The following is a 3,979-nucleotide window of genomic DNA, read 5'->3' on the forward strand; positions in this document are numbered from 1 at the left end:
GGCCGCACCGGGCCGCTCCCGGCGGCCCGTCCGCAGGGCCCGGGAAGTGAGTCGCGGCGTCACCTCCCCGGGTCGACGAGGACCGGTGCCACCGGGCCGGAGAGCAGGGCGACGGAATACGCGCGGTGCGTGGCGGGGTTGTCCCGGTCATGTGGAGCAGTGAGCGGTTCGATCTTGACGCCTACCTGGCGCGCCTCGGCTACGAGGGTGACCGGGCGCCCACCCTGGACACCCTGCGGGAGCTACAACGGGCCCATGTGCTCGCGCTGGGCTGGGACACCCTCGACAGCTTCCTGTACCGGGAGGTGCGTCTCGACATCGAGTCCGTGCAGGACAAGATGGTGCGCCGGCGGCGCGGCGGCTACTGCTACGAACACGTGGCGCTCTTCGCCGCCGCTCTGGAGAGCCTCGGCTTCCGGTTCACCGCGGTGTCGGGCCGCGTGCAGCTCGGTGCCGGTCTCGACACACCGCGGCCCGCGACCCACGCGATGCTCCTCGTCGAGGTGGAGGGCACCAAGGTGCTCGACGACGTCGGGTTCGGGGCCAGCCCGCTGGAGCCCGTCGAGCTGACCGACGGCGCCCTGAGCGAGGCCGGACCCTGGCCCTACCTCCTGCGCCGTCAGGCCATCACGCACGGCGCGCCGGGCTGGGCCGTGTACGAGCGGGCACAGGACGCGCCGGACGGCTGGACGGTCCGTCAGGTCTTCACCGAGAACCCGCAGTACCCGATCGACTACACGCTCGGCAACCACTTCGTCGCCACCCACGAGCGCTCGCCCTTCGTGCGCCGCCCCTTCGTCCAGCGGCTGCGCACCGACCGGTACGACTCCCTGGACAGCCTCGTGTGGACGACCCGGCGCCCCGGACACGCCGACGTCCGGCAGACCGTGCGCGCCGACGAGACGCCCGAGCTGCTCGCCGAGGTCTTCGGGATCCGGACCGCACCGCAGGAGGCGGAGCTGCTCGTGAAGCGGCTCACCGAACTCGCCGGATCCGCCCCCGCCGAAGAGAACTGACGGTGGTACGGCGGCCGGAAACGGGGTGCGCGCGGCGCGGTGGGGCCGGGAGGATGCCGGGTATGACCGAGCCGCCGCACCGCGCCGTGCCCCCGCCCGCCGTCCTGGACGCCTTCGGAGTGACCGGCCCGGCCGTGCCCCTGACCGGCGGGCAGGAGCGCTGTGTGCGGGTGGGCGACCACGTGTTCAAACCCGTCGAGGGCGCCGAGGACGAGGCCGAGTGGGCGGCGTCCCTGAGCGAGGCGCTGCCGCCGGGGGCGGGATTCCGGGTGCCGCGCCCCCTGCGGGCCCGGGACGGACGCTGCGTCGTGGACGGCTGGACCGGCACGGAGTTCCTGACCGGGGAGCCGGGGCCGCAGGGGCACTGGTCCGGTGTGCTCGGTGCGGGCCGGGCCTTCCACTCCGCGCTGCGAAAGCTGCCCCGGCCCGACTTCCTCGCCCGTCGCACCCACCCGTGGGCCGTCGGCGATCGCGTCGCGTGGGGTGAGCAGGACATCGAGATCACCGGTGAACTCGCCACACCGTACGCGGACTTGGCGGACCTCCTGCGGCCGGTGAAACAGGAGGCGGCCCAGCTCGTCCACGGGGACCTCACCGGCAACGTGCTGTTCGCGCCGGACGCGCCCCCCGCCGTGATCGACTTCTCCCCGTACTGGCGGCCTCCCGTGTTCGCCGAGGCCGTCGTGGTCGCGGACGGACTGCTGTGGTTCGACCTTCCCCCCGGCCTGCTCGCCGCCGGAAGCGGCCACCCCGACTGGCGGCAGATGCTGCTGCGCGCCCTGGTCTTCAGGCTCGTCGCCCAGAGCCTCCTGACGGACCGCCCGCGACCGGGGGAGCGCGAGCGGTACGAGCGAGCGGTGCGGTCCGTACGGCGCCTGGAGGCGTGACGCCCTAGTCTGCTGGGGTGGTGGCCGACCGGGAGGGGACATGACGTTCGCGCAGTACGTGCAGCAGAGGGCCGAGGACGCCGTGCGGATGTTCCCGCCGGAGCGCGGGATCTACGCGGTGACGTTCCGGATCGACAGCGTCGACCAGGACCCGCGCTGTCCGTACGTGGCCGTCGGCTACACGACCGAGACGGACGCGGCGGAGGCGGCCGGCCAGACGCCCGACGCGTGGGAGGCGCGCTGGAGTTACGCCTACTTCCCGGCCACGGGCCTGGAAGGCGTCCGCGTCGTCGGCCTCGATCCGGACGGCGCCCGGGCCTTCCGGCACGAGGCACTGGCCCAGGGCCTCTGGTACGACGACGGTGACGAACCGGGCGACCGGGACGAGCAACTCACCGAGTGGTTCTACGAGGTGTGCGTGGGCACGGCGCGGCACCTGCACGACAGCGGCCGGATCGTGGAGGCGCTGGGCCGCCCGGTGCCGGTGCTGCTCTACGACATGTTCGACCCGGACGCGATGTTCGAGCTGACGTCGGCCGCCAACCCCGTGGATCTGGTGGGGGAGTTCATGGCGGAGGCCGATCGGGAGTGAGGGCCGTCCCCTCGCGCGCTCACTCGGGTCCTGACCCCTCCTGGCCGAGGGCGTACAGCTTCGGCAGGTTCACCACGACGGCCTCCTGGGTGCTGCGCGCGATGACGACCACGGCCTCCTCGGCGGGGTCGGGGTTCTCCTCGCGGTGCGGGACGTAGGGCGGGACGAAGATGTAGTCGCCCGGCGCGGTCCGCAGGCGGATCTCCTGCTCGGTGCCGTCCGCGTCGTCGAGGAACACGAACTCGGGATGCCCGCTGACGATGTAGATCGCGGTCTCGGACGCGCCGTGGTGGTGGTCCGAGGAGGCCGTGGCCGGGGCGACATGGGTCTGCCCCATCCAGAGCTTCTCCGAGCCGACCGTCCGCCCGCTGACGGCGGCGAACCGCCGCATGCCCCCGCTCTGCGCGGTGTCGCCGTCCAGCGCGTCCGCGCGGACGTGGTGCAGCCGGGAGCGTAGCGGCGCCGGCGCGGAGTCCGGGCCGTCGGGCAGATGAGGGTGGAAGCCTTCGCCAGGGGTGGTCAGCGCGTCGCTCATGCCGAGGACGCTAGAGCCGCCCCGAAAAGGATGTCAAGAGGTGTCCATTGGCTCTCACCTGCGGCAATGTTCTGGCAACACGAACGTGGCCGAGGTGAACGACCTTGCCGCGGACGAGGGCTCGGGCATGATGGGCGCATGCATATCTCCGCGAAGGCGGACTACGCCACGCGCGCCCTGCTGGAGCTCGCGCGTGAACCGGCCCGCCCGTTGACCTGTGAGTCCATCGCCTCCTCGCAGGGCATTCCGTTCCGGTTCCTCAAGTCCGTGGTGGGCGAGTTGCGCAGGGCCGGTCTGGTCCGCAGCCAGCGGGGCTGCGAGGGCGGGTACTGGCTCGGCGGCAGCGCCGAGGAGATCACCCTGCTCGACGTGAGCCGCGCCGTCGACGGCGCCTTGCTCACGCTGCGCGGCGACCTCCTCGACGACGTCGCGTACCCAGGAGCCGCCGCCGCACTGCCCGACGTGTGGCGCCGTGTCGAGTCCGACACGGCGGCCCTGCTCGGCCGCGTCACCCTGGCCTCCCTGCTGCCCGCCGCGGACGGGGCGCCGGCCCGCAGGGGCGCCGCGTGACGGCCGCGCCCGGCGGAGCGGCGCTCGAGGTCGTCGAGTACACCGATCCGCTCTGCCCCTGGGCCTGGGGCTCCGAACCGGCCTTCCGGCGGCTGCGGTCGTCGCTCGGGGACGCGGTCCGCTGGCGTCGTGTCTTCTGCATCCTGTTCGACGAGGGCGACGACCCGGCGCCCGACCCCGAGGCCGAACGGCTCTGGTACGAGAGCTACGTCGAGACCGTCTGCGGGCACACCGGGGCGCCGCGGGCGGCGCGCCTGAGCCGGGTCGCGGCGAGCTCGTGGCCCGCCTCGCTCGTCGCCAAGGCGGCCGAACGGCAGGGGAGTCCGGTCGCCGACCGGGTCCTGCGACGGCTGCGCGAGACCGTGTTCGTGACCGGCCG

6 protein-coding genes are annotated in these 3,979 nt (G+C 73.4%); 5 read left to right on the top strand and 1 reads right to left on the bottom strand.

The annotated features are described in order from the left end of the window. Window positions 1-149 precede the first annotated feature (149 nt). The 3 genes from GTW43_RS10255 (at window position 150) to GTW43_RS10265 (ending at window position 2,495) form a co-directional block, all read left to right on the top strand. The gene (locus tag GTW43_RS10255; protein ID WP_161301332.1) at window positions 150-1,016 is read left to right on the top strand and encodes an arylamine N-acetyltransferase; all 867 of its coding nucleotides are present in this window, start codon (window positions 150-152) and stop codon (window positions 1,014-1,016) included. Window positions 1,017-1,078: 62 nt separating this feature from the next. After that, complete coding sequence (locus tag GTW43_RS10260; RefSeq protein WP_161301333.1) at window positions 1,079-1,903, top strand: aminoglycoside phosphotransferase; 825 nt, start codon at window positions 1,079-1,081, stop codon at window positions 1,901-1,903. A 40-nt stretch (window positions 1,904-1,943) separates the two neighbouring features. Next, complete coding sequence (locus tag GTW43_RS10265; protein ID WP_161301334.1) at window positions 1,944-2,495, top strand: hypothetical protein; 552 nt, start codon at window positions 1,944-1,946, stop codon at window positions 2,493-2,495. Between the two features lie 19 nt (window positions 2,496-2,514). Here GTW43_RS10265 and GTW43_RS10270 read toward each other — a convergent pair whose 3' ends face one another. Next, window positions 2,515-3,030 carry a cupin domain-containing protein gene (locus GTW43_RS10270; protein ID WP_161301335.1) on the bottom strand — a complete coding sequence of 172 codons (516 nt, stop codon included), beginning with the start codon at window positions 3,028-3,030 and terminating at the stop codon, window positions 2,515-2,517. Window positions 3,031-3,168: 138 nt separating this feature from the next. Between GTW43_RS10270 and GTW43_RS10275 the strand changes: the two genes are divergently transcribed. Together GTW43_RS10275 and GTW43_RS10280 are read left to right on the top strand one after the other, a co-directional pair. Beyond that, window positions 3,169-3,600 (top strand): Rrf2 family transcriptional regulator, encoded by a 432-nt coding sequence (locus GTW43_RS10275; protein ID WP_161301336.1) that lies wholly within the window; start codon window positions 3,169-3,171, stop codon window positions 3,598-3,600. Then, window positions 3,597-3,979, top strand: a 383-nt coding sequence (locus tag GTW43_RS10280) for a DsbA family protein (RefSeq protein WP_343245958.1), incomplete at its 3' end; no start/stop codon positions are given. The genes GTW43_RS10275 and GTW43_RS10280, both read left to right, overlap by 4 nt.

This window comes from Streptomyces sp. SID5785 (genome assembly GCF_009870065.1).
In the GTDB taxonomy this organism is placed as follows: Bacteria; Actinomycetota; Actinomycetes; order Streptomycetales; family Streptomycetaceae; genus Streptomyces.

Coding starts and splice junctions, on each gene's coding strand:
- GTW43_RS10255 (WP_161301332.1), top strand. CDS start 150: ATGTGGAGCAGTGAGCGGTTCGATCTTGACGCCTACCTGGCGCGCCTC.
- GTW43_RS10260 (WP_161301333.1), top strand. CDS start 1,079: ATGACCGAGCCGCCGCACCGCGCCGTGCCCCCGCCCGCCGTCCTGGAC.
- GTW43_RS10265 (WP_161301334.1), top strand. CDS start 1,944: ATGACGTTCGCGCAGTACGTGCAGCAGAGGGCCGAGGACGCCGTGCGG.
- GTW43_RS10270 (WP_161301335.1), bottom strand. CDS start 3,030: ATGAGCGACGCGCTGACCACCCCTGGCGAAGGCTTCCACCCTCATCTG.
- GTW43_RS10275 (WP_161301336.1), top strand. CDS start 3,169: ATGCATATCTCCGCGAAGGCGGACTACGCCACGCGCGCCCTGCTGGAG.